Origin of the sequence: Actinocrinis sp. (assembly GCF_035605935.1) — a bacterium.
GTDB lineage: Bacteria > Actinomycetota > Actinomycetes > Streptomycetales > Catenulisporaceae > Actinocrinis.
On record NZ_DATNGK010000071.1, the window covers coordinates 1 to 23,918 of the forward strand.

The window sequence follows — 23,918 nt, forward strand, 5'->3', positions numbered from 1 at the left end:
GGCACCTCGTCGATCGTGTGCAGCTGGTTCTGCGAGATGTTCAGCGTCACCGGTCCGGTGTCAGTGTTCTGTGAAGTCGCCGCGGAGCCGAGGCCGGGGAAGTGCTTCGCGGTAGCCGCCACTGCGGTCGCCTGCTGCGCGCTGATGAAAGCCGAACCGAGCGAGGCGACGGTGGCGGGGTTGTTGCTGAACGAACGTTGAAACTGGTCGATGAAGTTGCCCGCGGTGTAGAAGACGTCGAGCACCGGGGCCAGGTTGACGTTCATGCCGACTGCGCGCAGGTTCTGCCCGGCGCCGGTCCCGCCCGCGCTCGCCGCGGCAACCGGATCGGCGGCCTGCCCCATCTGCTTCGCGGACAGCGTCGGCTGGCCCGGCAGGCGGCGCACCAGGCCGCCCTCCTGATCGGTCATCAGCAGCAGCGGCAGCTTGACCGGACTGTGCGCGGCGGCCTGCCGCAGCTGGGAGATCACCCCGGCGATCTGGCTGGTGCTGGTGATGTTCTCGCCAAAGAAGATCACGCCGCCGACCAGCCCCGCACTGATATCGCTGAGCAGGCTCGACGGCGGGGTCGCGCCGGGGTATGAGTAGATGACCCGCTGACCGGCCAGCTGCTGGTTGGTCAGGTTCGGCGGGAAGCTCACCATCGCGGTGCTGCCGGGCTGCGGAATCGGCCGCTGACCGGTGGCGTTGCGCGGCGCTGCCTGCCACCAGCCGAACGCGCCGGCCAGCCCGAGACCCGCCGTGCCGGCCAGCATCGCGCGCCGGCTCGGCCGTGCGTCGTTCGGTTCCGGGCTCGGTACGGTCGGTTCAGCCATGGCGTCAGTGTACTAATCGGCCGCCATATGTCGCGAAAACTGACCGGAAGGGCATTTCGGTCATACTTCCGGTCGACGAGTCCGGCCGCGCCCGCCGCCCGGCTTTCCGCGCCGGCTCGATGATTCCCTTCCCGGTCAGCTGATCCCGGTTCCGACCGGCGCGCCGACCTTGGTACGGAAGCTCACGCTCTGCTGCACCAACCGGATCAGCGCGGCCTTGACCGACTCGCGGTCGCGGGCATCGAGCGTGACGACCGGGACGTCCTGCGGCACGGACAGCGCCTCGCGGATGTCCGAGACCTCGTGCACCAGCTTCCCGTCGAAGCAGTTCACTCCGATGACGTACGGCAGCCCGAAGTCCTCGAAGTAGTCCACCGCCGAGAAGCTGTCCGCCAGCCGCCGGGTGTCCACCAGCACGACCGCGCCGATCGCGCCGCGGCACAGGTCGTCCCACATGAACCAGAACCGGGTTTGCCCTGGTGTGCCGAACAGATACAGCACCAGGTCCGAGTCCAGGGTCACCCGGCCGAAGTCCATCGCCACGGTGGTGGTCTGCTTGCCGGGCACGCCGCGCACGTCGTCGACCCGCTCGGCCACCGCGGTCATGACCGCCTCGGTGGTCAGCGGCACGATCTCGGAGACCGCGCCGACGAAGGTGGTCTTGCCGGCGCCGAAGCCACCGGCGATCACGATCTTCACCGGCGTGATCCCGCTGTCGCGGCCAGGGCCGGCCCGCCGGCCGCCCTGGTCAGAGGTTGCGAAGCCCAATGAGCACCCTTTCCAGTAGCGCGAGGTCAGGCTGGCTGTCCGGGTCGTCGGGCTGCTGCACCGAGACCAGTCCGCTCTCGGCCAGGTCGCCCACGATCACCCCGGTGACGCCGAGCGGCATCTTGAGCAGCGCCGCGATCTCGGCCACGGACTTGAACTCGGAGCACAGACGGCAGACCTTCTCGTATTCGGGCACCAAGGTGTGCATGACGTTCCAGCCCCGAGCGGTCACCGTCACCAGTGCTTCCATCGCAAGCTGCGAATGGGACTGCGTGCGCCCGCCGGTGACGGCATAGGGGCGTACGAAGGGAGACGCCTCGCCTTCGGAACCCACGTTGCACCTCCCTCAGCCTGCCGGGCCGGCAAGTCCGGCCGAGCTGTGGCCCGACCCCCGTGTCAGCATCCGAATCCGCCTTCCGGTCCACCGCCCGCGGCGCTCCGTCCGGCCGCCGGCGAATATGTTTCCTGACTTACCGCGCTCCCTTAATATCAGAGTTCTTTAGCACACGATCACTGCGGCAGGGCGTTCTGCAACTCCTCTCGCAGCGCCGGGGTCAACACCTCCCCGGTGCGCTCCACCAGGTTGGTCATCTCGTAGCCGATCAGGCCCATGTCGCTCTCGGTGGCGGCGAGGGTCGCCATGACCGAGCCGTCGCTGATCGCCATCACGTACAGGAAGCCGCGCGCCATCTCCACCACCGTCTGGGTGACCGCGCCGCCCTCGAAGATCCGCGCCGAGCCCTGGGTGAGGCTGGCCAGCCCGCTGGCCACCGCGGCGAGTTGGTCGGCCCGGTCGCGGGTCAGGCCGTCCGAGGAGGCGATGAGCAGCCCGTCGGAGGAGACCACGATGGTGTGGGCCACTCCCGGGACCTTCTCCACGAAGTTCGAAATCAACCAGTTGAGGCTTTCCGCCTCCTGGCTCATACCCCTCATGTCCCGTTCCTCAACTCTGTTCGGTCTCGCCGGACAACTGCTGGGAGTTGCGGCGGAAGGTCGACAGGCGCCGGCGCACGGCCTCGGCCGTGGACGAGAGCCCCGGCGGCGGAGTGACCTTGGCCGCGCCGTTGGCCCCGGCCTTCCCGGGCACCAGATTCGCCTTCGGCACCCGGCGCGGCAGCCCGCTGGTGGTAGTCCCGTCCCGGACCGGGTTGGCCAGCGCGGCGGCGGCCTTCCAGGCGTCATCGCCCGGCGAGGACCAGGTCCGCGCAGCCGGCTCGGATTCGGTCATCCTCGGCGCGGGCGCGGCAGGCGGCCGGAAACGACCGGCATTCGGGCTCTGCGATCCCGGACCGGACATGCCCGGTCCGGCTTGCACCTGCTGCACGTTGGACGCGGCCTGCGCGGCGCCGCTGGCGGCCCTCGTGGCGTCCCAGGGCTGAACAGAGCGCGGGCTCCAGCCGGAGTGCGGCGGACGGGTGCCGCGGCGGCGGAACCACTCGGACTCCACGGCTTCGAAGATGGGCAGCCGCTCGTTGGTGTCGGTCATCGCCGCGTCACCGCGCGCGGCCTGCCGCACTTCAGAGCCCTGTGTTTGCTGAGGACCCTGTGTTTGCTGAAGACCCTGCGTCTGCCGAAGGCCCTGGGTTGGTTGCGGGTTCTGCACTGGATGAGAACCCTGCGCTGAAGAAGAACCCTGCGCTGGTCGAGGGCCGCGCGTTGGCAGCGGGTCCTGCCGAGGCGGCGGAATCTGGGTCCTGCCACCCTCTTGCCGCTGCGCCGGCTGCGGCTCGCCGCCATCGGGTGCGGCCTGCTTCGGCTCGAACCAGGTTGGATCGGTTATCGGCGAGGAAGGCACGCCATCTACGTACACCGCGGCGTTTGACCGCAGGGAGTCCGGCTGCCGCGGGTCCGCGCCATACCCGTCCGGCGCAGCCGGTCCGGGGAAGAGCGGGGTCGCGAACTGGCCGGGAAGAACCGGGTTGGCGCCCGAGCGGCCGGCGCCGTTCATCGGCGGTTCGCGGAACCCGGCGCCCGCGCTCGCGTCCGGCGGCGGAGGCATCGGCGGTTCGCCCAGACGCTTGGTCCTGCCGAAGTCGCCCGCCTGCCAGTCGTCCGGCGCCGCGCCGCGACCCTGGTCGAGCAGGCCGCCACTGGTGAATCCGTCGCGAGCCATACCGGGCACGGTGACCCGCGGCTGCGCGCCGGAATCGCCGGGCCGCCGGGCCGCCATCGCGCCGAGGTCTACCAGCGTGACCGGCAGGTGGATCGAGGCGGTGACGCCGCCGGCCGGGGATTCGGAGAGCGTCACGCTGATGCCGTAACGCGCGGCCAGCCGGCCGACGACGAACAGACCCATCTGCCGGGAAACCCCGACATCGACTAGCGGCGGGTTGGCCAGCCGCTCATTCGAGCGCCGCAGATCGGCCGCGGTCATCCCGATGCCGACGTCCTCGATGTGCAGGATCACGCCGCCGTCATCCGCGCCGCGCGCCGCGACCCACACCTTCGTCTGCGGGGACGAATACGTGGTCGCGTTCTCCAGCAGCTCGGCGACCAGGTGCGCGACGTCGGGCGCGGCCTTGCCGACGATCCGGGTGCGCGGGATCTCGCCGAACATGATCCGCTCGTACTGCTCCACCTCGGCGGCCGCGGCGCGCGCCACGTCCACCAGCTGCACCGCCTCGGTCCACCGCCGCGCGGTCTCCTCGCCCGCGAGCACCAGCAGGTTCTCGTTGTTGCGGCGCATGCGGGTGGCCAGGTGGTCCAGCTTGAACAGCTGCGCGAGCTGTCCCGGGTCCTTCTCGCTGTTCTCCAGGCCGTCGATCAGCAGCAGCTGCCGCTCCACCAGACCCTGGCTGCGCCGGGAGAGGTTCTTGAACATCGAGTTGACGTTGCCGCGCAGCAGCGCCTGCTCGGTGGCCAGCCGCACCGCCGCGTCGTGCACCTCGTCGAACGCGCGGGCGACCGCGCCGATCTCGTCCCTGGAGCGCACCGCGATCGGTTCCACTCTGGTGCCCGCGGCAGCGTCCACGTCGGTGGCGTCACGCAACCTGCGAATGACCGAGGGCAGGCCGTCGGTGGCGATCTGGTAGGCGGAGGTTCGCAGTACCCTGAGCGGTTCGACGATCGAACGCGCGATGGTCGCGGTGGCTGCGAACGCTAACAGCAGGGTCAGGATGACGATTCCGGCGTTGACGTACAACCGGGTGCGCGCGGCCGACTGGAGGAACGAGGTTCGATCCAGCGCCTGCGCGGCGACCTGGTTCTCCACCTGGCGCACCTGGGTGACCTTCGCGGTGGCGGCGTTGAACGCGCCCACCGGGTCCGCGCCGATCGTGCTGGCCGGCCGGTTGTCCAGAGCGGCGTCGATCACCTGCTGCACAAGGCTGTCCGCGGTGCCGGTGCTCTGGCCGCCGACCGTGGACTGGAACAGGTTGGCGGTGGCCGGCGCGGCCTGCGCGGTGAGCGAGGTGGTCGCGCTGGTGTACTTGGCCTGCGCCTGGATCAGCGCCTCCTGCTGCACCCGGGCCTGCCCGCCGCCACCGAGGATCGAGACCAGGTAGCCGCGCTCCTGCGAGGTCTGCTCCCCCGACTGCTCGACCAGGGACAGCGAGTTGACCAGGTTGCCGAGGTCGTGGTCCGTGGTGCTGGTGGCCAGCTGGTCGCTGAAGTTGAGCAGGCTGCCGATGATGGTGGTGTACGCCTGGAAGACCGGCCGCGAGTCGCCGAGGCTGACCACGGAGGAACGCAGCACGGTCAGGTCACCGAGCCGGGCGTCCGCCTGGACCGCCAGGGCCTGCGCGGAGGGGGCCAGAGCGCTGATGCTGCCGGCGTACTGCTTTCGCGCCGCCTCGAACGCCTGTACCTGCGCGGTGGTGTTGCTCTCCGCGGCCGCGAGGCTGGTCATGTCCTCGGTGCGCTGACCGTTGGTCAGATACCGGGCGATCAGATCCCGTTCGTCCTGCACCCCGTGCACGAGCTTTGAGACGGTCAGCGCTACCTGGACCTGGCCGGCGAGGTTGCCCTCGGCGGTGATGGCGTCGTTCTCGGTCACCACCCGGGCCGCGCCGAGCGCCACCGCGGCGATCAGCGGCAGCAGCACCAACAGCACGAGCCGATTGCGCAGACGCAGGTCGCGCAGCCCTCGGCGGGTCCGCGGTAAGGCATCATCCGTGTTCTTATCCATCGAGCCTCACACGCTCCTCGTATCGAGCGGGCACGATCTCCGTCCTCTGCTACCGATGTGCGGATTGCGTGGTGAAGGAAACACCCCGGGCTCGGGACAGCCGCAATTTGAGCACAGCCGCACTGTGGGGGCCAAGACTTCACACAACTGACTTAACGAGGGCGCAGCGCGCCCGAATAGGACCGCTTCGCATGCATATGGACCGGCCGGGAGCGTACCGGCGGTTGCCGGCCCTCCAGCAGCGTGTAGTCCACCAGCTCGCCTATCGCGTGATGCACGCACAGCATCGCGTAGAGCTCCTGGCGCACCAGGTCAGGACTCTTAGAGCGAAGCACGATCCGGTCGCCTCCTTGATAGGCGGTGATGCCGCGAAATCCGTTACCACGCGCGCGGTGCCGGTCGAAGACGGCGATCAGCCGCTCGGCCGGAGCCTTGCGATGGTCAAGGATCGAGGTGACGAGCCGCCCCGTGCCGGAGCCGCGTTCGATCACCCGTACGATCCGGGCCGTGCCGGCCGCGCCGGGCAGCCTGGAGAGCCCTGATCCGTCCGGCAGCCGGTGATGGACCGGAAACGCCGGCCCGTCGGCCACCGGCCACAGCAGTTCGCCGCCGCGGTCGCCGATCGCCGTCCACAGCGCCGGCGAAAGCGGCCGCTCCTCGTCGAGAACCACCAGTGAGCCTGGTGATACCGACGCGGCGATGCGCCGGTCCCGGCTGCCGTCCGCTCCCCCGCCGACGGCCGCCGCCACCACTCGGTGGCTCAGGTCGTCAGTGAGTAAGGACAGATACACCCGCGGCGCCACGGTCGAGTTCGGATCCGCGGTGCGCACCGCGAACTCGCCCCGGTTGGCCAGGGTGTCTGGCACGTCGGCCGATATCCGGCACAGCCGCAGCGGCCGCCAGCCGCCGGGCAGCAGCGGATCCGGCCCGGTGACCGTGGCGGCCGGGGCCGCCGCGCGCTCGAACAGCAGCCGCAGCGGCTCCACGCCGAGCCTTCGCCTGGCCCGCCCGATCGCCGCCGCGCTCGCGGTCTGCGCGCCCGGCGGGTGTGTCAGGCCTGGAATACCGCGGACGATCTCGCCGAGCACTTCCTCGTAGGGCAGCTCGCCGAATATCCACAGCGCCAGGGTGAAATAGACCATTAATCGGGCCGGCAACAGCCGATGGCGTTGCTCGCGGCGTCCGAGCACGTCGACGATCTGATCGACATGGCTCGGCGGGAACGCGCGGATCAGCAGACCCAGCACGACCCGCTGCGGCAACCCGGCGCTGAGCGCGGTGTTCGTGTGGCCGGCCCGTGGCATGCGAGCACCCTAGGGCAGCACAACCGACGGTCACACCGGCAGGACCCTAAGTTGACAGTCCCTTGGCCGGATCGCTTGTTGCCTTTGGCTAATCGATGGCATCCTCATGGCCCAATCGAGGGGGTAGTTCAAGGAGTGTCGATTGGGAAGCTCCACAGGGTTCGAAGCTGCGGGCCCTGACAGACTTCGAAAGCCGCCTCCCTTGCTCGCGCTGAACGGCGTGTCCAAGCGGTTCCGCGGTCCGGACGGCCGCGCGCACACCGCGTTGGAGGCGGTGGATCTGACCGTCGCACCGGGGCGTTTCTGTGTGCTGATCGGCCCGACCGGCTGCGGTAAGTCGACGATCCTCTCGATGATCGCCGGGCTGGCGCGGCCGAGTGAAGGCAGCATCCTGATCGACGGCCAGCCGGTGCTCGGGAGCGATCCGCGCACCGGTTTCATGTTCCAGAACGACGCCGTCTTCCCATGGAAGACGGTGCTCTCGAACGTCATGGCCGGTCCTCGTTTCCGCGGCGTTCCCAAGCGGGAGGCGGCCGAACTGGCGCGCGACTGGTTACGCCGGGTCGGGCTGAGTGGATTTGAAACTTACTTTCCCTACCAGCTCTCCGGCGGCATGCGTAAGCGCGTGGCGCTGGCCCAGACGCTGATCAACAATCCACAGATCCTGCTCATGGACGAGCCGTTCTCCGGGTTGGACGCGCAGACCCGGCAGATCATGTCGGAGGAGCTACTCGGGCTGTGGGAGCAACTGGGCGCGTCAGTGCTCATGGTCACCCACGACCTCGAGGAAGCGATCGCGCTCGCCGACACGGTGGTCGTGCTCACCGCCGGCCCGGCCACGGTGAAGAAGGAGTTCACGGTCGATCTGCCGCGGCCGCGCCGGGTGCGCGAGGTGCGGTTCCAGCCGCGGTTCGTCGAGCTGCACGAACAGATCTGGTCCTGTCTGAGCGAAGAGGTCTCCCTTGCCTATGCCCGCGCTACGACCTCCCCGTGAACGCTCCCGCCAGGACGCCGCCGCTGAACGTGAAAGCAAGCGCGTGACCGCTCGGCCACGGGTGCGCCGCCGGGCGATGATCATCGGTATCCAGGTGACGCTGCTGGTCGGTGCGCTCGGAATCTGGCAGGCGCTGGCCTCGACGCACACCATCGACGTGTTCTTCTACGGCGATCCGGCCGGCACCTGGCGGCAGCTGATGGACTGGATCCACGGCGGCACCACCGAGGGACCGCTGTGGCAGCAGATCTGGGTCACCCTGCAAGAAGCGCTGCTCGGCTTCGTCATCGGCGTGGTGCTCGGTGTGGTCTGCGGAATCGTGCTCGGGCGGGTCAAACTGCTCTCCGAGATCCTGGCGGTCTACATCGGGGCGTTCAACTCGATCCCGCGGATCGTGCTCGGCTCGATCTTCATCATCTGGTTCGGCCTCGGCATGCAGTCGAAGATCGCGCTGGCCGTGCTGCTGATCTTCTTCAACGTGTTCTTCAACGCCTTCCAGGGCGCGCGCGAGGTCGACGGCGGCCTGATCGCCAACGCCAAGCTGCTCGGCGCGAGCAGGCTGGACGTGATCCTTCAGGTGGTGGTGCCCTCGGCGTTCAGCTGGATCATCGCCAGCCTTCGGGTCGCCTTCGGCCTGGCCATCACCGGTTCGGTGGTCGGCGAGATGCTGGGCGCGCAGCAGGGTCTCGGCACGCTGATCTCGCAGGCCCAGGGAAATTTCAACCCGAACGGCGTGTACGCGGGGCTGCTCGTCACCACGATCGTCGCGCTCGGCGCGGAGGGGCTGATCACCCTCGCGGAGCGCCGGCTGTTGCGCTGGCGCCCACCTAGGCACGCGCTGGAAGCGGAGACCTGACCGGCGCCCGCGGCGCGCCGGCCGGTACGGCGGCCACGGGGCCACTTGAAGATGACCACGCTTGTAAGAACACAGCTATCAGAACTCAGCTATACAAACCCAGCTGTCCACGCGTCCCTTCCCCGACCAAGGAGAGCACAGTAAGCATGTTCCATCGCAAGCTCGTCCTCGCAGTAGCCGCGTTGACCGCGGCCGCTGGCATCGCGTCCTGCTCCAGTTCCAAATCCGGCTCCGCCGCCTCGGCCGGGTCCGGCTCCTCCGCGGCCCCGATCACCGTCAAGATCGCGGTGTCGAACTCGACCAACCAGAGCTACATTCCGCTGATCCTGGCGCAGCAGCTCGGCTTCTTCCGCAAGCAGGGTCTCAATGTGCAGATCGTCAGCGTGACCAGCGGCGCGCAGACATTTTCGCTGCTGCTGTCCAAGCAGGTGCAGGGCGTCGTCGGGTTCTACGACCACGATCAAGACCTGGTAGCCAAGGGCACCCAGGTGCACGAAGTGGTGCAGCTGCTCCAAGCGCCGGGCATGGTCGAAGTCGTGCGCGACGACGAGGCCGCCGCGATCAACTCGCCGGCCGACCTGGCCGGCAAGAACGTCGGCATCACCGGGCTCGGCGGCTCCACCGAATTCCTCGCCGACTACCTCGCGGCGCACAGCGGCGCGGGGGTGAGCAGCATTCACCCGGTCGCCGTCGCCGCGGGCGCCACCTTCGTCGCGGCGATGCAGCACAAGCAGATCGACGCGGGCGTCACCACCGAGCCGACGATCTCCTCGCTGCTCTCAAAACACCTGGCGAAAATCCTGGTGGACATGCGCTCGACGGCCGGAACCCAGGCGGCGCTCGGCGGACCGTACCCAGGCACCGCGCTGAGTGTGACCGCGGCCTGGGAGAACTCGAACTCGGCGACGGTGCAGAAGCTGGTGAACGCGCTGGTCGAGTCGCTGCGGTGGATCCAGCAGCACTCCGCTCAGCAGATCGCTGACTCGATGCCGGCGAACTACTACTCCAGCACCGGCAAGACCGCGTACGTGCAGGCGCTCGCGAACGAGATCGGCATGTACAACCCGACCGGTCTGATGCCGACGGACGGTCCGCAGAGCGTGTTCCGGGTGCTCTCGGAATTCGACCCGGCCGTCAAGGGCCACCAGGTCGACCTGAGCAAGACATACACGGACCAGTATGTGCAGAAGGTCCCCGCGTCCTGACCGAATTGACGCGATAGTCCGCCGCCGGGTGCGAGAACGTGGCGCCCGGCGGCGGACTTCGCGAACTCACCTCGTCACCGGTCGGTGCGCAGCGCCTTCCAGTAGTGGCATCGCATCGGCCACTCGACCAGGTCGCTGCTACCGAGCCGCGGGTCGTTGTTCACGTATTCGGAGTATTCCCGAAGAATCTCGGGCTTGCGCTCCGGCGGCGCCTGAAGATACCCGGTGTATGTGGTCAGCATCGCGCTCAGTTCGTCCCGGCTGACCAAGGTGGACCACGGCAGCGCGGAAATCTCGATATCGACGAACGGCGCGCCCTGCGGCAACCAGGCGTCTTCGAGGTAATGCGAAACCTGGGTATAGACGATATCGGCCGTTCCGGTCGCCCGCCGCCGGAATTCCTCGACGTCCGATACCCACGGCACGCTGCGGTCGCCGCGATTCCAGACCAGCGCGAGAGTTCCGCCGTCCCGCAACACCCTGGCCACCTCCGGAATGGCCAGGTCTGGATCTACCCAGTGCCAGGCGGAGGACATGACCACGGCGTCTACGCAGGCGTCCGGCAGCGGGATGCGTTCCGCGACGCCTTCGAGCGCGACGACGCCGGGGCAGTTCTCGGCCAGCACCTCACGCATTCGAGGGTCGGGATCGACGGCGTAAACCTTCGGCGCCCGCGTCATCAGATGCCGGGTCATGGCGCCGGTTCCGGCCCCGAGGTCGAGAACGGCGGAGCAGCCGGCGGGCAGGATATGGTCAACGATTTCCACGGGCGGCCCGACCCGGTATCGATCGTAATTGCGGGCCTGCGCACCGAACGAGGTGGAGAGTCCGGAATCTTGAATCATGCCGACAGCCTAGTGCGGTGCGCAATTTTTTTGTAGCAGCGCTTTTATAAGCGAGCGGGCCGGGTGCGATTCGAAACTCGAATCGCACCCGGCCCGCGGCGGATGGTCTATCTGTTACCGATGACGCATCGGGCGGCGGGCCCGGCGCACCAGAGCGCCGCCCGCGGCAAGCGCCGCGCCGCCGAGAGCGAGCCAGCCCATGGCCTCGCCGCCGGTCGCGGCGAGCTTGCCCGTACCGGGCTTCGCCGAGGAGCTGGCCGGGGGCATGGCGGAGCCGGACACCGAAGCGCTGGGCGAGGCGGAGCAGGCACAGCTCGCGGACGGCGAGGCGGAAGCCGAAGCCGACTCGGAAGCCGAGGCCGACTCGGAAGCTGAAGCTGAGGCGCTCGCGGAGGCCGAGGAAGAGGGCGAAGGCGTCCCGGTGCAGTCGACCATGAACACCTTGAACTTCGCCCTGCCGTGCTCGCCGACGAAGGTCCAGGTCATCTTGTAGTGGCCGTCGGGCAGCGTCATGTTGCCGGTGTGACCGTTGCCGTTCTGGTCCAGCGTGATGGCGCCGCTGAGCACTTGGGCGGTGCCGGTCGGCGGCTGCTGGTTGATCTTCCAGGAGACCTGCTGAAGTCCGTCGAAGTTGAAAGCGTCCAGGTAGAAGACGCAGACCTTCGGGTCGTTACGCGTGTCGTCCACCGGTGTCGTGGACGCGTGGATCTTGACGTCGCCGTTGTCCCCCGGAGCCATCACGAACGCGGCGGCTGGTGTGGCAGCGACCAGACCGAGTAGTCCGGCAAGTGCGGTGAAGAGGAGAAGCAGACGACAGCGAAGGCTGGGTGAACGTCGCACGATGCTCCCTAGGCCCGAGTAGACAAGGCTGAATTAGCCAGTTGTCGTCAGACCGTATGCATTACGCATGGCGCATCACGGGAGCTACCGTGACGACACGTCAGGTTTCACGCATTCGGCGCAATCCTGCCTGCTATCCGGCGCCTTCGGCGTCACTGCGCAGCGGCGGCCGACATTTCCGCGGCCGTCTCGTCGAGCGACTTGGTCAGCTCGACCAGCTGCGCCCGCAGCGCTTCCGCTTCCGTCTGGTCCATCCCGATGGCGACGCCGATGCCGGTCCTGACCTGGAAGATCCGTTCCCTCAGCGCGCTGCCCGCCTCGGTGAGCCGCACCAGGACCGACCGCTCGTCGTCCACGGCGCGGCGCCGCTCGACCCAGCCGGCCGCCTCCAGTCGCTTGAGCAGCGGGGAGAGCGTGCCGGAGTCCAGCCGCAGCTTTGCGCCGAGGTTCTTCACACTCAGCTCGCCGTGCTCCCAGAGCACGAGCAGCACAAGGTACTGGGGATACGTCAGACCGAACTCGCGCAGTAGAACGCGGTACACGCCGTCGAACGCCCGCGAGGCCGCGTGCAGCGCGAAGCAGAGCTGCGCGTCGAGGCGCATCGCCTGCTCGGCGGTGCGGTCGGTGGTTTCCATGGCTCCAGTGTACCTCAGTGGCGCACAGTTGAGTTTCCCACATCTAAGTTGCAGACAACTAGATTGTGTGCAATGCTTCTGGCTGTGGGCGGCGCTCCGGCCGCCCCGAACCTCGAAGGATGGACACCATGAGCCTCTACACCGCAGTCGCCACCGCGAACGGCCGCGAGGGCAAGGCGGTCAGCTCCGACGGCCAGCTCAACCTGGCTCTCGCCTTCCCGCCCGCCCTCGGCGGCGATGGAAAGGGCACCAACCCCGAGCAGCTGTTCGCCGCCGGATACGCGGCCTGTTTCGCCAGCGCGCTCGGCCTGGTCGGCCGGCAGGCGAAGGTGGACACCGGCGAGATCTCGGTGACCGCCGAGGTGAGCCTCGACAAGGACGACACCGGTTTCGCGCTCTCCGTGGTGCTGCGCGCCGAACTGCCCGAGGCGCTGGACAACGAGGTCGGCCGCAGCCTGGTCGAGCAGGCGCACGCCGTGTGCCCGTACTCGAAGGCGACCCGCGGCAACATCCCGGTCGAGCTCGTCGTCGAGTAACCCTCCGACAGCGGGCTCGCTCAACCCACGAGCGCAGCACCGACACGCAAAACCCGAATACACACCTACGCTTCCGGCGGCACCGGCGATCATCGCGGTGCCGCCGAAGCGTTGTTGTTGTCTGGAACGGATTTGCGATCCGGTCGCAGGGCCCGAACTGGCCGCTTTGCCGTCTCATTGCCATTCGTGACCGTCAGGGCACTTGCCGTCACCGCACCGTCTTGCCAAACTGCGCAATCGGTGCCGCCCCGCCAATCGCTGCTGTCAGGCGGGGTGTCGCCGCACCAACCCCGGCGTGCCGCCATAAGCGGATCCGGGGTGCCCTCAGATCCTCTCGGGCAAACAGCTGCGCTGTAGAAGGGATCTACCTTGATACCCACATCATCCACCTCGCGCGTACGGCGTCGTCTCGCAACGGTCGCGGCCCTCGCGCTCATCCCACTGACCGCCGCCATCGCTCCGGTCGCCGCGGCGACCACGATCACCAACGGCGGCTTCGAAACCGGCAACCTGTCCGGCTGGACCACCTCCGGGCCGGCCACCAGCGTGACCACCTCCGGCCCGCACTCGGGCACGTACGCGGCGATGCTCGGCTCCACCTCGCCGACCAACGGCAGTTCGTCCATCGCGCAGTCCTTCACCGCGCCGAGCGGCGGCGCCACATTGTCGTTCTGGTACGACGTGGTCTGCCCTGACACGGTGACCTACGACTGGGCGACCGCGACGCTGGCCGACACCACCGCCGGCACGACGAGCACGGTGCTGGCCAAGACCTGCGTGGCCAACTCGGGCTGGAAGCAGATCTCGAAGACGGTCACCGCCGGGCACAACTACACGCTCACGCTGACCAGCAAGGACGACAACTACCCCGGCGACGCGACGTACACCAAGTACGACGACGTGGTGCTGACCCCGGCCTCGACGACCAACGACTTCTCGATCTCGGCCAACCCGGCCTCCGCCTCGGTCAGCCCGGGCGGGTCGGCGACCTCGACGATCTCGACCGCGGTCACCTCGGGCAGTGCGCAGACCGTGTCGCTCAGCGCCTCCGGTCTGCCGTCCGGGGCGTCAGCGTCCTTCAACCCGGCCTCGGTGACGGCCGGCTCCTCCTCGACGCTGACCGTGACCACCTCGTCGAGCACGCCGTCCGGCAGTTCGGCGATCACGATCACCGGTACCGGGACCTCGGCCACGCACACGGCGAGCTTCACGCTGAACGTCGGTTCGTCCGGCGGCATAACCCTGACAAGGGTGAGTACGGACCCGTACACCGACACTGACGCGCAGCACGCGACCGAGGTCGAGCCGGACACCTTCGCCAACGGCAACACGATCGTCTCCGCGTACCAGGTCGGCCGGGTCTTCGGCGGAGGCGCCTCCAACCTTGGCTGGACGACTTCGACGGACGGCGGCAGCACCTGGCAGCACGGCTTCCTGTCCGGCATCACAGTCAACCAGGGCGGCAGCAACGCGCAGGTCTCCGACGCGGCTGTGGCCTATGACGCCAAGCACGGCCAGTGGCTGATCGTCGGCCTGCCGATCGACTCCTCCGGGAACGCGGCAGGTGTCACCGTCAACCGGTCAGCCGACGGGGTCAACTGGGGAAGCGCGACGCACGCGGTCGGCTTCGACGGTCAGGGCTATGACAAGCAGTGGGTGGTCTGCGACGACACGTCGACCAGCCCCTTCTACGGCAACTGCTACATCGAGGTCGACATCACCTCGTCGAACAACGCCGAATCGATGTCAGTGTCCAGCGATGGCGGACAGACCTGGTCCGCGCTGCGTTCCCCGGCTGACGGCCCGTCCGGTCTCGGCGGGCAGCCGCTGGTGCAGCCGAACGGCACCGTGGTGGTGCCCTACTCGGCCAATGGCAGCGCGATCCGCTCCTTCACCTCTACCAACGGCGGTTCGTCCTGGAACTCCAGCGTTCAGGTCGCCACGGTCAGCGCGCACGGCGTGGCCGGCAACCTGCGCGATGGCGAGGGCCTGCCGAGCGCTGAGATCGATTCGAGCGGCAAGGTATACGTGGCCTGGCAGGACTGCCGGTTCCGGTCCGGCTGCCCGGCCAACGACATCGTGTACTCGACCTCGACCAACGGCACCAGCTGGACCGCGGTGACCCGGATCCCGATCGACGCGACCAGCAGCGGCGTGGACCACTTCATCCCGGGCCTCGGCGTGGACAAGGCCACCTCGGGCGCCACCGCGAAGCTCGGCCTGTACTACTACTTCTACCCGAACGCCAACTGCTCGGCCTCGTCCTGCCAGCTCGAGGTCGGCTACATCTCCTCGGCCAACGGCGGCTCGACCTGGAGCGCGGCGCAGACCATCGCAGGGCCCTTCAGCCTGTCGCAGATCGCGAACACCAGCCAGGGCAGCATGGTCGGCGACTACATTTCCTGCAGCGTGCTGAACGGCAACGCGTACGCACTGTTCGCGGTCGGCAAGGCGCCGACGAACGGCCAGGCGTTCGATGAGGCGATGTACACCGCGGGCGGGCTGCCGGTCACCGGCGGCGCGCTGCACGCGTCCACCGGCCCGATCTTCGGCGGACCGGGCATTCTCACCAACCCGACACCACAACTGCGCATCCTGCACTAGCGGCAATCGCGGCTCCCGGTCGGCTCTTAGCAGAGGCGGCCGGGAGCCGTTGCACGTCCAGCGTTTGCGGCTTGAGCGGCCCGAGTGTCTTCGCGACCTGAGCGCGAGTTAGCGGCCGCGCGGCGCATACATGATCACGCCTACGCCGATCAGGCAGACCACCGCGCCGATGACGTCGAACCGGTCTGGCCGGAATCGATCCGCGACCACGCCCCAGACGAGCGAACCCGCGACGAACACGCCCCCGTACGCGGCCAGGATCCGGCCGAAATGGCTGTCCGGCTGAAGGGTCGCGACGAAACCGTACACACCGAGCGCGACGACGCCCGCGCCGATCCAGCCGAGGCCGCGGTGCTCACGCACGCCCTGCCAGACCAGCCAGCAACCACCGATCTCGAAGAGGGCGGCGAGCAGGAAGAGGGCGACCGAGCGGGCAGGGATCATGCGAACGACGGTAGCCGCTCCCCCGCCGTCCGCGTTCCCGCGGCACGCGGCCATCGTTGGCCGTGGTGCACGGAAGGCCGTCTCGTCGCCGATGCCGGGCGGCGCATCAGCGGCGGGCACGGCTCGACCCGAAACAGTTCGCTCATGCCAGTCGCTTTAAGCGCCTTCGCGAGCAATGGGCGCACTCCGCGCAACGTCGGCGGCTGGCGACCGAGCCGGTTCGCCTCGCGGTGCAATGCGTGCAGCGCGCGCAGTGCGGGCCCGTCGAAGAGCATCGCCGCGGAGAGGTCCACGACCAGCCGGGGATGATGCCGGAATTCGGTGATTAGCCGCTCCCGTAGCTGGGACGCGGTGGCCAGGTCCACCTCGCCGCTTACGTATAGGACTACGGCGCCGCCGGGCTCGTGGACCAAATCGAAGGTCAGGGGCAAGGATGCGATCACGATTGCTAGGTCACCTCTGCCTGCTGTGCTGTGGACCGGGCTGCGAAGCACGAACGCCGGTCGTCGCGCGGTACGCACCGGAGGGGACGGTGCGCACCGCGCGACGGTTGAGCGGTGCTCGGATGGTTTGGCTCTGCTGTTTCGACTCCGCTGGTCTGACTCCGCGCGTTCGCCGAGAGCGCAGGATCAGGCGGTGATCTCCCTTCGGTCGGTGTCGGCCGACGCGATCGCGATCTTGCGCGGCTTGGCCTTCTCCGCGATCGGGATACGCAGAGTCAGCACGCCGGCGTTGAAGTCGGCGTTGATGTGATCGGTGTCGAGGGTGTCGCCGAGGAATAGCTGCCGGGAGAAGACGCCGAGCGGCCGCTCGGAGACCTGCATCTCCACCTTCTCGCCGGTGGCCAGCGGCCGGCGCTCGGCCTTCACGGTGAGCACGTTGCGCTCGACGTCGAGTTCGATCGCGTCCGGGGCGACGCCGGGCAGGTCGAAGCAGACGACGAACTGGTCGCCGTCGCGGTACGCGTCCATCGGCATCGCGTTCGGGCGCGACCAGGTACCGGTGGCCGCCGTGCCGAGCAACTGCGAGGTGAGCCGGTCCAGCTCCCGGAAGGGATCGGTGCGCATCAACATGGTGAACACCTCCAAGACGGGTCAACGGTCGACGGTGTCGACGCGCTTGCGATTTCCGTTGTAGCATGTCGTCGTAGCGATGACAAGTTGGAGCGTCGTCGGGAAGGTGACGAATGAAACGTGCTGGTCAGGACAGCGGCGGGGAACCGGCGGACTCGCTCAAGCGCATCGCGATGGCCGTGGACCACGCTCGGCGCGGCTGCGATCCGACACCGCCGACGGCCGAGGGCGGCAGTTCGGCGCAGTTTCTCGCCGCGCTGGCCTCGCTGCGGGAGCTGCGTGCGCAGATCGCGGCATGGGAGCCGGATCTGATCGATGCGGCCCGTAGCCGCGGGGCGAGTTGGACCGAGCTCGCTCCGGCCCTCGGGGTGGCCAGCAGGCAGGCTGCTGAACGTCGCTACCTGCGGTTGCGTCCGTCGCCGGACGATCAGGTGAGTACTGGGGACCAGCGTGTCCAAGCCGAGCGTGATCGCCGCGCGCAGCAGCGTGCGGTTGCGCACTGGGCTCGCGACCACGCGGCCGACCTGCGGCAGTTAGCCGGTCAGATCAGCGCGCTTGGCGACCTGCCGACGGCCGCGGATGGGCGGCTGGCCGACCTGCGCCGGGCGCTCGGCGGCGACGACGCGGCCGAACTGCTCGGCCCGCTCGCCGATACGCACGACCACCTGGAGCCCGGCCACCCGACGCTGGCCGCTCGGTTGCGAGACATCGCGGCGCGAACCGATTCCGTGCAGCGGGGAACGCGGGATCGGCGCCGCCACGCAGACGAATCAGAGGGCTGACGTTAGCGCTCACGCCGCGCGGATTATCAGCAGGCTGGTCTCTGAGAGGGCGTCTGGCGAGTGGCGGCGGGCGACGCGTTCAACAGTGGGCTGTCAGCTGAACACGCGGACCACAGCAGACATGTCCTCGCCGCCCAGCCCGGCCTGCGCACCGTCCTCGAACTGCGCGTTCAGGGCTTTCATCAGCCGGTCGTCGCAGCCGGCCGCCTGGAGCGCCTGCACGATCAGCGCCGAGTCCTTGACTGCACCGCCGAGCGTGAACGCCGGGGCGAAGTCGCCGACAATCATCGCGTTGCCCTTCAATTGCGCGTAGTCGCAGTCCAGCGGGCCGCCCGAGATGGCCTCCAGGAACAGCGCGGGGTCGAGGCCGAGCTGCCTGGTCAGCGCGATGCCCTGGGCGGTGGCGCCGGTCACCGACAACACCCAGGAATTCGCGGCGAGCTTGAGCCGATGGCCGTGGCCGGGGTGCTCGCCGACCCACACCGTGCGCGCACCGATCGCGTCGAACACCGGCGTGACGCGCTGGCGCAGCGAGGTCGGCCCGGCGGCGAGCACGATCAGCTTGCCCTGCTCGGCCGGCTGCCTCGTGCCGAGCACCGGGGCGTCGATGAATCCGATGTCGTTGCGGTCGGCGAGCCGGGCCAGCCGCGCGGTCCCGTCCAGGCCGACCGTGGCGCTCTGGATCCACACGGCGTCATCGCGCATCGCCGGCAACGCCTGTGTCATGACCTGCTCGACCGCATCGGCGTCGAACAGCATCGTCATCACGACCTCCGCGCCCGAGACCGCGGCCGCCGGATCCTCGGCCACCGTCGCGCCGGCGTCCGCGAGCGGGAGCGCCTTGTCAGGACTGCGGTTCCACACCGTCACCTGCTCCCCCGCGCGGGCCAGGCTTCGCGCCATCCCGGCTCCCATCAACCCGGTCCCCAACACGGTCACCTTCGTCATGACAAGACCTCCAGGGTTTTCGCGGCCGCCGGCAAGAAAACGACGTACGCCGTTCGCCGAATCTCGGTAGTGCCGCCAGGCCCCACTACCCCGGCGGCAGCGGCGGATGCAGGGCCAAACGGCGGAACGGCTCCGGGCCGCCATCGCGCGCGGCGGGCCCGGCAGGATGCGGCGGCCTTAGACCACGGCTGTCGGCGCCGCGACCTACGCTGGCGGCATGACTCAGGTTCCCCTTGCCCGGCATCTGCTGCGGGCTAAGGACCTCATGGACTCGCGGTACGCCGAGCGGCTGACCGTGGCCGAGGTGGCGCAGGCCGCCGGGCTTGGGCGCGCGCACTTCAGCCGCGAGTTCAAGCGCGCGTTCGGCGAGTCGCCGCACGTTTACCTGCTGACCCGGCGGCTCGAGCGCGCGGCCGCGATGCTGCGGTTCACCGACCGGTCCGTCGCCGAGATCTGCATGAGCGTCGGCCTGGAGAGCGTCGGCTCCTTCACCACCAGCTTCACCCGGACGTACGGCCTCTCCCCCACCGCCTACCGGGCGAAGTTCCCGCCGGCCGCGACCTACGCCCGGGTGCCGGCCTGCGTGGTGCGCTTCTACGGACGGCCGCAACATCAGACGTTTCGAGAAGACGGCGACGGCGCGCGGGAATAGCGTTGGGGCCATCGTCAACGCGCGCAGGAAGGCTCGAAATGTACAAGATCGCGACGACCCAGCTGTGGGTCACCGACCAGGACAAGGCGCTCGACTTTTACACCACCAAGCTCGGCATGGAGGTCCGCTCGGACGTCACCGTGCCGGAGATGGGAAACTTCCGCTGGCTGACGGTCGGCCCGGCCGGGCAGCCCGACATCGGCATCGTGCTCATGGCGATCCCCGGCCCGCCGGTGATGGACGAGGCGACCGCGGACGACGTGCGTGCGCTGGTGGGCAAGGGCTTTGCCGGAACGGTTTTCCTGACCACCGAGGACTGCCAGGCCGAATACGAGAGGCTCAGCGCGCGCGGTGTGGAGTTCGTCGAGAAGCCGGAGCAGCAGCCTTACGGCATCGACTGCGCTTTCCGCGACCCGTCCGGCAACCACATCCGGCTGACCCAGGTCACCATGCCGGGCGTGTGAGGGGCGTCGTACTGAAAGACCCTGTGTCGAAACACCGGGAACGGCGGGGGATTCGGCGGCGGACCGTTGACGACGGTCCGCCGCTGCTTTAACTTCACCGGCGGGCGACCGGTCCGGCCGTCCACCGCCTGCCGGGTATGAGGGTGTCCGGCACGCAGCAGCCGCATTCCAGTTCTGATTTGGATGGCCGTCATGCGTGTATCAGCCCTCGCCCGTTTCAGCCTGGCCGGCGCCGCGGCCACCGCCCTCGGCGGGCTAGTCTCGGTGGCCGCCGCTCAGCCGGCGCACGCCGCCGTCACGATCACCGTCGCCAAGAGCGGCGGGCAGTACTCCAGCGTGCAGGCCGCGGTGAACGCCGTGCCCAACAACTCTTCGACCGCTTACATCATCTCCATCGGCGCCGGAACCTACTCGGAGACGGTGAACGTCCCGGCCTCGAAGCTGCATCTGACCCTGCTCGGCGCCACCGGCCACGCCGCCGACGTCGTGATTCAGGCCTCGAATTACGCGGGCGAGACCAACCCGGCGACCGGCTCGGCCTACGGGACGCTCGGCTCGGCGACGGTGACCGTGAAGGCGAACAACTTCACCGCCGAGTACATCACTTTCGCCAACAACTTCAACAAGAACAACCACCCCGGCGTCAGCGGCACGCAGGCCGTCGCGCTGGCCATGCAGGGCGACCGGCAGGTGTACAAGTACGACAAGTTCTGGGGTCATCAGGACACGCTGTTGTCCTGGAGCAATACGCCGAGCACTGATATCCGGCAGTACGTCTACGGCTCGACTGTGGACGGCGACGTGGACTTCATCTTCGGCAACGGCACGCTCGTGATCGACCGCAGCACCATCAACGTGGAGAACGACGGCATCTACAGCAGCGGCGCGCTCACCGCGCCCGCGACGTACACCAGCCAGGCGTACGGAATCCTGATCACCGGCTGCACGGTCGCCTCCTCGCTCGCCGCGAACACCGTCTACCTCGGGCGGGCATGGGTGCCGTACAGCGGCGCGGTGCCCCAGGCGGTGATCCGCAACACCGTGCTGCCGGCCGCGATCCTCGGTTCGGGCTCGTGGACCGGCATCTCCGGCGCCACCTGGACCGCCGGCCGGTACTACGAATATGCCAATTCCGGTCCGGGCGCGAAGGTCAATTCGAGCCGTCCGCAACTGAGCAGCAGCGCGGCCACCAACTACACGGCAGCCAAGTACCTCGCAGGTGGCGACGGCTGGAACCCGGTCGTCTGACCAGCGCGCGGAGTGAAAGCGGCCTGATTCGCGTCGTGGTGGCGGCATCCGGGCACGGGGCCTACCGTGGGCCTCATGCCCGGCTCAGTGCAACTTGGCCCGTCTGACGGCCGCATCATCCTGCGCACGTACCGCGAGGGGCTGGCCGCCCAAGTCGGCCATGACCTCGTCCTGGAGTTCGCCGACTGGTCGGCGACGGCGACGCCGCCCGGCGTGGAAGGCGGCCCCGCGATCGAAGCGCGCATCGACTTGACCTCGCTGCGTGTCCTGGAAGGGACCGGGGGCGTCAAACCGCTATCGGACAAGGACCGCGGCGACATCGCCGGCAACGCGCGTAAGTCGCTCGGCACCGAGCGGCACCCGCACGCGGTCTACCGCTCCACCGGGTTCACTCCGGGCGGCGATGGCGGAACGTTCGACGGCACGCTGAGCCTGCACGGCGTGGATCGGCCGCTGCGCCTCACCCTCACCCGAATGGAGCAGGGCGGGTATCGGGCTCGGGCGACGGTGACGCAGACCGCACACGGCATCAAGCCCTACTCGGCCTTCTTCGGAACGCTCAAGCTGCGCGACGCGGTCGAGGCCGAGATTGAAATCACCCGCGACCTCGATGGTCCGTCAGCCGGCTGACTCGCGACGCTCCGCAGCACTCTGAGATCGAAATGCCCACCGCGGCGGGGTCGCGGGCTACGATGCGGACTGATGATTTCGCCGGACAGCGCGGCGGACGCAGCCGGGGAGTGGCATGAGCAAGGAGCAGCAGGCCTTCGACCTCGGGGTGGTCGAGGAGTTCCGGGCGAACGCGGGCGTGGTCGGCGGCGGGCTCGAGGGTGTGCCGATCCTCGTCCTGCACCACACCGGGGCCAGGTCCGGCGCGCAGTACCTGGCGCCGCTGGCCTACATTCCGGACGGCCCGAACTGGGTCATCGTCGCGGCGAACGGCGGCAAGCCCAATCACCCTGGCTGGTACCACAATCTGCGGGCCAATCCCGAGACCGTGATCGAGGTCGACGGCGGTACCCGCCGCGTCAGGGCTCGCATCGCGGCTGGCGCGGAGCGTGAAAAGCTGAACGAGCGGTTTCTGCGCGAGTCAAAGTATTACAGCGGCTACGCTCAGCGAACGGACCGCGCGATTCCGGTAATCGTCCTCGAACTACTGGACTAGGGTTCTAGAACCATCGCCGGTCCGCTAAGCAACGGCGACTAGTCGATCCCCGGTGCGCTACGTTCTCCGCCTGGATGTTTGTCAGGCTGCGGCTGCGTCGCAGCTTACGTCGTGGCGATGAGGAAGTCCTCCCCGCTCGACATCCGCAGACCGTCGGTCCGGTCGGCGAAATACCGCTCGTTGAGCTGCGCTCCCGAGACGTGCTCGGCCTCTGCGAAGCCGGCCTGGCGCGCCATATCCAGCATCTCGGCCGGTGCGAAGAAGCTGATGAACGGTGTCCCGGATGCGCTCGCGCCGTTGAGGGCGGCCTCACGCGCGGGCCGGTCCTGCGCATCGACCAATTCCTGCGGCAGCTGGAACGTCATCGCCAACGTCGAGCCGGGCGCGAGGGCGGCGAGGCTGCGTAGTGCCGCCATATTCGCCTCCTTGCTCAAGTACATGCTCACGCCGGTAGACGCGACCACAGCCGGACGCTGCGCGTCGAAGCCGGCCGCCGAGACCTTCTGCCACCAAGACTCGCCGGCTTCGAAGTCGACCGGCACGAAGCGCAGTTCACCGGAAGTGCCGTGACCCGTTTCGGCCAGGCGGCGACGCTTCCACTCCTGTGCGCCGGGCTTATCGACCTCGAAGACCCGGAGTCTCGCGGCGGATTCCGGCCGGCGCTGAGCATAGGTGTCCAGGCCGGCACCGAGGATGACGTATTGCTCGACACCCCACTCGGCCGCCGCGGTAACCAGGTCCTCGACGAAGCGAGCGCGCGCGACGATGGCCGCCCGGTGACTGCTGGTCTGCTTCGGGTCCATGTCGGGACGCTGCCGCCAATCCGCGTCAGGAGCGGCGAGTTCCAGGCCGATCGGATCGCACAGCACGTGCGGCGGCGCGTCGACCTCCAGGTGCAGCGCTCGCCACAGCGCGACGCGGACCGCGGTGCTGTCGGGTGTCGCTCTAGTAGCCACGGTTGTCACTGCTCTCACAGCCCCAGGCTTTTACTGCTTGGGCGGTGCCTGTAGGTTCCACAGCCGCCCATCCGGATCGCGAACGGTCATCTCCCGCGTTCCGTAGTGGGTGTCCGCGAATTCGCTGACCACCTCGACGCCGGGGCCGGGCTTGAACGCGTCGGCGTCCGTCACCTTCAAGACGATCTGCAGCGAAGGCTCGCGGTCCTCCGGGACCTCGACGATGAAAACGGACGGGCCGCTGCCGTTGCGCAGCTGCCCGGAGTTGTGATCGGTCGCGAACTCCAGCTCGAAGCCGAGCGACTGGAAGAACTTCGCGCTCTTGCCCCAGTTGTGCGTCTCTAGGATGACAGCGTCAATTCCCTCGGTCGCCATGCCAGTTCCCCTTTCGGTCGATCGCCTCATGCGAAGAGTCGCGGGCGTCACCGAGATAAGCCCGCAGCGCCTCGGCGACGAGCGCCGAAAGCGACAGCTCCGCCTCGATAGCGCGGTGCTTGACCTGCTTGATCAGCCCGATCGGCAGGTACACGTTGAACTGCTTGACCTCTTCGTCGCCCTTCGCGCTGCTGGTTATTTCACTGCTACCCACACGAGCATGCTAGCAAGCTACTTGGCTATCTGGCTACTGCACGTCCAAAGATTTGTCGCTTTAAGACCG

General features: G+C 68.4%; 27 protein-coding genes. 11 read left to right on the forward strand and 16 right to left on the reverse strand.

Annotated features, from left to right (window positions below; all coding sequences use genetic code 11):
• The 6 genes from VN779_RS06390 to VN779_RS06415 form a co-directional block, all read right to left on the reverse strand.
• On the reverse strand, positions 1-815 hold an 815-nt coding region (locus VN779_RS06390), incomplete at its 3' end, for a glycoside hydrolase family 3 N-terminal domain-containing protein (RefSeq protein ID WP_325721122.1).
• A 135-nt stretch (positions 816-950) separates the two neighbouring features.
• On the reverse strand, positions 951-1,583 hold the full coding sequence (locus tag VN779_RS06395) for a GTP-binding protein (RefSeq protein WP_414639596.1): 633 nt from the start codon (positions 1,581-1,583) through the stop codon (positions 951-953).
• The gene (locus VN779_RS06400) at positions 1,564-1,917 is read right to left on the reverse strand and encodes a DUF742 domain-containing protein (RefSeq protein ID WP_325721124.1); all 354 of its coding nucleotides are present in this window, start codon (positions 1,915-1,917) and stop codon (positions 1,564-1,566) included. The genes VN779_RS06395 and VN779_RS06400 overlap by 20 nt, the downstream gene beginning before the upstream one ends.
• A gap of 176 nt (positions 1,918-2,093) precedes the next feature.
• The gene (locus VN779_RS06405) at positions 2,094-2,516 is read right to left on the reverse strand and encodes a roadblock/LC7 domain-containing protein (RefSeq protein WP_349260673.1); all 423 of its coding nucleotides are present in this window, start codon (positions 2,514-2,516) and stop codon (positions 2,094-2,096) included.
• Between the two features lie 10 nt (positions 2,517-2,526).
• Positions 2,527-5,709, reverse strand: a complete 3,183-nt coding sequence (locus VN779_RS06410) for a nitrate- and nitrite sensing domain-containing protein (protein ID WP_325721126.1) — start codon at positions 5,707-5,709, stop codon at positions 2,527-2,529.
• Between the two features lie 152 nt (positions 5,710-5,861).
• Positions 5,862-7,013: a transposase domain-containing protein gene (locus VN779_RS06415; RefSeq protein ID WP_325721128.1), complete on the reverse strand. Its 1,152-nt coding sequence runs from the start codon at positions 7,011-7,013 to the stop codon at positions 5,862-5,864.
• Between the two features lie 202 nt (positions 7,014-7,215).
• Between VN779_RS06415 and VN779_RS06420 the strand changes: the two genes are divergently transcribed.
• From VN779_RS06420 to VN779_RS06430, 3 genes are all read left to right on the forward strand, one after another.
• Positions 7,216-8,007: an ABC transporter ATP-binding protein gene (locus VN779_RS06420; protein ID WP_325721129.1), complete on the forward strand. Its 792-nt coding sequence runs from the start codon at positions 7,216-7,218 to the stop codon at positions 8,005-8,007.
• A 43-nt stretch (positions 8,008-8,050) separates the two neighbouring features.
• Positions 8,051-8,863: an ABC transporter permease gene (locus tag VN779_RS06425; RefSeq protein WP_325721131.1), complete on the forward strand. Its 813-nt coding sequence runs from the start codon at positions 8,051-8,053 to the stop codon at positions 8,861-8,863.
• Between the two features lie 146 nt (positions 8,864-9,009).
• Entirely contained in the window at positions 9,010-10,068 is a 1,059-nt protein-coding gene (locus VN779_RS06430) for an ABC transporter substrate-binding protein (protein WP_325721132.1), read from the forward strand.
• Positions 10,069-10,142: 74 nt separating this feature from the next.
• On the opposite strand, the gene VN779_RS06435 is transcribed toward VN779_RS06430, so the two are convergent.
• The 3 genes from VN779_RS06435 to VN779_RS06445 form a co-directional block, all read right to left on the reverse strand.
• The gene (locus VN779_RS06435) at positions 10,143-10,913 is read right to left on the reverse strand and encodes a class I SAM-dependent methyltransferase (protein ID WP_325721134.1); all 771 of its coding nucleotides are present in this window, start codon (positions 10,911-10,913) and stop codon (positions 10,143-10,145) included.
• A 114-nt stretch (positions 10,914-11,027) separates the two neighbouring features.
• Positions 11,028-11,753, reverse strand: coding sequence for an LPXTG cell wall anchor domain-containing protein (locus VN779_RS06440; RefSeq protein WP_325721135.1), 726 nt, complete (start codon positions 11,751-11,753; stop codon positions 11,028-11,030).
• A gap of 152 nt (positions 11,754-11,905) precedes the next feature.
• Positions 11,906-12,388 carry a MarR family transcriptional regulator gene (locus VN779_RS06445; protein WP_325721136.1) on the reverse strand — a complete coding sequence of 161 codons (483 nt, stop codon included), beginning with the start codon at positions 12,386-12,388 and terminating at the stop codon, positions 11,906-11,908.
• A 119-nt stretch (positions 12,389-12,507) separates the two neighbouring features.
• Here VN779_RS06445 and VN779_RS06450 point away from each other — a divergent pair, with 119 nt between their 5' ends.
• Both VN779_RS06450 and VN779_RS06455 read left to right on the forward strand, forming a co-directional pair.
• Positions 12,508-12,924 (forward strand): organic hydroperoxide resistance protein, encoded by a 417-nt coding sequence (locus tag VN779_RS06450; RefSeq protein ID WP_349260674.1) that lies wholly within the window; start codon positions 12,508-12,510, stop codon positions 12,922-12,924.
• Positions 12,925-13,293: 369 nt separating this feature from the next.
• A complete protein-coding gene (locus tag VN779_RS06455; RefSeq protein ID WP_325721138.1) occupies positions 13,294-15,528 on the forward strand; it encodes a hypothetical protein in 2,235 nt (744 codons plus the stop codon).
• A 108-nt stretch (positions 15,529-15,636) separates the two neighbouring features.
• Here VN779_RS06455 and VN779_RS06460 read toward each other — a convergent pair whose 3' ends face one another.
• From VN779_RS06460 to VN779_RS06470, 3 genes are all read right to left on the reverse strand, one after another.
• Positions 15,637-15,972: a YnfA family protein gene (locus VN779_RS06460; RefSeq protein WP_325721141.1), complete on the reverse strand. Its 336-nt coding sequence runs from the start codon at positions 15,970-15,972 to the stop codon at positions 15,637-15,639.
• The gene (locus tag VN779_RS06465; protein ID WP_325721143.1) at positions 15,969-16,415 is read right to left on the reverse strand and encodes an STAS domain-containing protein; all 447 of its coding nucleotides are present in this window, start codon (positions 16,413-16,415) and stop codon (positions 15,969-15,971) included. The genes VN779_RS06460 and VN779_RS06465 overlap by 4 nt, the downstream gene beginning before the upstream one ends.
• A gap of 186 nt (positions 16,416-16,601) precedes the next feature.
• Positions 16,602-17,045, reverse strand: coding sequence for an Hsp20/alpha crystallin family protein (locus VN779_RS06470; protein WP_325721145.1), 444 nt, complete (start codon positions 17,043-17,045; stop codon positions 16,602-16,604).
• 113 nt (positions 17,046-17,158) lie between these two features.
• Between VN779_RS06470 and VN779_RS06475 the strand changes: the two genes are divergently transcribed.
• Complete coding sequence (locus VN779_RS06475; RefSeq protein WP_325721146.1) at positions 17,159-17,827, forward strand: HSP18 transcriptional regulator; 669 nt, start codon at positions 17,159-17,161, stop codon at positions 17,825-17,827.
• A gap of 93 nt (positions 17,828-17,920) precedes the next feature.
• On the opposite strand, the gene VN779_RS06480 is transcribed toward VN779_RS06475, so the two are convergent.
• Positions 17,921-18,775 (reverse strand): NAD(P)-dependent oxidoreductase, encoded by an 855-nt coding sequence (locus VN779_RS06480; RefSeq protein ID WP_325721147.1) that lies wholly within the window; start codon positions 18,773-18,775, stop codon positions 17,921-17,923.
• 217 nt (positions 18,776-18,992) lie between these two features.
• On the opposite strand from VN779_RS06480, the gene VN779_RS06485 reads away from it, so the two are divergent.
• The 5 genes from VN779_RS06485 to VN779_RS06505 all read left to right on the forward strand — a co-directional run bounded on the left by VN779_RS06485 (position 18,993) and on the right by VN779_RS06505 (position 22,304).
• Positions 18,993-19,427: an AraC family transcriptional regulator gene (locus tag VN779_RS06485; RefSeq protein ID WP_325721149.1), complete on the forward strand. Its 435-nt coding sequence runs from the start codon at positions 18,993-18,995 to the stop codon at positions 19,425-19,427.
• Positions 19,428-19,465: 38 nt separating this feature from the next.
• A complete protein-coding gene (locus tag VN779_RS06490) occupies positions 19,466-19,891 on the forward strand; it encodes a VOC family protein (RefSeq protein WP_325721150.1) in 426 nt (141 codons plus the stop codon).
• 192 nt (positions 19,892-20,083) lie between these two features.
• Positions 20,084-21,139: a pectinesterase family protein gene (locus tag VN779_RS06495; protein ID WP_325721152.1), complete on the forward strand. Its 1,056-nt coding sequence runs from the start codon at positions 20,084-20,086 to the stop codon at positions 21,137-21,139.
• Positions 21,140-21,214: 75 nt separating this feature from the next.
• A complete protein-coding gene (locus tag VN779_RS06500; protein WP_325721154.1) occupies positions 21,215-21,769 on the forward strand; it encodes a YceI family protein in 555 nt (184 codons plus the stop codon).
• A 115-nt stretch (positions 21,770-21,884) separates the two neighbouring features.
• Entirely contained in the window at positions 21,885-22,304 is a 420-nt protein-coding gene (locus VN779_RS06505; protein WP_325721156.1) for a nitroreductase/quinone reductase family protein, read from the forward strand.
• A 104-nt stretch (positions 22,305-22,408) separates the two neighbouring features.
• Here the strand turns inward: VN779_RS06505 and VN779_RS06510 are convergent, their stop codons facing one another.
• The 3 genes from VN779_RS06510 to VN779_RS06520 are packed head-to-tail and all read right to left on the reverse strand — an operon-like array spanning position 22,409 to position 23,834.
• The gene (locus VN779_RS06510) at positions 22,409-23,260 is read right to left on the reverse strand and encodes a class I SAM-dependent methyltransferase (protein ID WP_325721158.1); all 852 of its coding nucleotides are present in this window, start codon (positions 23,258-23,260) and stop codon (positions 22,409-22,411) included.
• Positions 23,261-23,290: 30 nt separating this feature from the next.
• Entirely contained in the window at positions 23,291-23,635 is a 345-nt protein-coding gene (locus tag VN779_RS06515; protein ID WP_325721159.1) for a VOC family protein, read from the reverse strand.
• Positions 23,616-23,834, reverse strand: coding sequence for a CopG family transcriptional regulator (locus VN779_RS06520; RefSeq protein ID WP_414639597.1), 219 nt, complete (start codon positions 23,832-23,834; stop codon positions 23,616-23,618). Before VN779_RS06520 ends, VN779_RS06515 begins: the two co-directional genes overlap by 20 nt.
• Between the last annotated feature and the right edge of the window lie 84 nt (positions 23,835-23,918).